The organism is Vibrio sp. YT-19(2023) (assembly GCF_033337395.1).
Map to the genome: position 1 here is coordinate 1 of NZ_JAWOQN010000686.1, position 625 is coordinate 625.

2 protein-coding genes are annotated in these 625 nt (G+C 44.8%); both read right to left on the reverse strand.

Annotation, left to right across the window (positions count from 1 at the left end; genetic code table 11):
• On the reverse strand, positions 1–433 hold a 433-nt coding region (locus tag R7E78_RS27875; protein ID WP_318058854.1), incomplete at its 3' end, for an HlyD family secretion protein.
• A 12-nt stretch (positions 434–445) separates the two neighbouring features.
• The coding region (locus tag R7E78_RS27880; protein WP_318058855.1) for a DUF1656 domain-containing protein at positions 446–625 on the reverse strand (180 nt) is incomplete at its 5' end.

Sequence of the window (625 nt, forward strand, 5' to 3'; positions counted from 1 at the left end):
CTTCTTCAATGTTTGCTTTCGCTAGTTCAACATTTGCCTGCGCTGTTTGTACGGCATTGTGTAAATTGCTAAGTGTTAACGCAGGCACTGCACCGTGCGTACGTTTCTCTAATTTTCGTGCTCGCTGTTCTTCATTTTGTGCCTTTGCTAGCAATGCAGTCGCTTGTTTCTGGTTTGCCAGTGCTTTGTGGTAAGACGCAACGTATGTGCTTGGATCAATCTCAAACAGCAAATCTCCCTTTTTTACTTTTGAGTTATCAGCAACATACACCTGCGTAACCTGCCCAGTGACTCGAGGCGTAATGGAGATAACATAAGCACTCACTTGTCCGTCTCGCGTCCATGGATTGTTTGTGTATGTTTGGTAGTGGGTGTAAAGCACAGTACCCGCGGTACACAACAAAATAAGGGTAATGAGATAACGTTTAATCACAGTGTGCTTTCCTCAAAAGATCGAAATAAATTGGCCAATAACGCCGGTAAAAATGACAATCAGACTTAGCTCTGCCAGTGCAGGGAATGCAACGTACTTATGTAGTCCGCATCTCGTTGCTAGCGAAGTCACCATCGTGGTCAGAACGTAAGCCAATCCGATGACTAAAAGCAGCGGCGGGAAATAGATTTC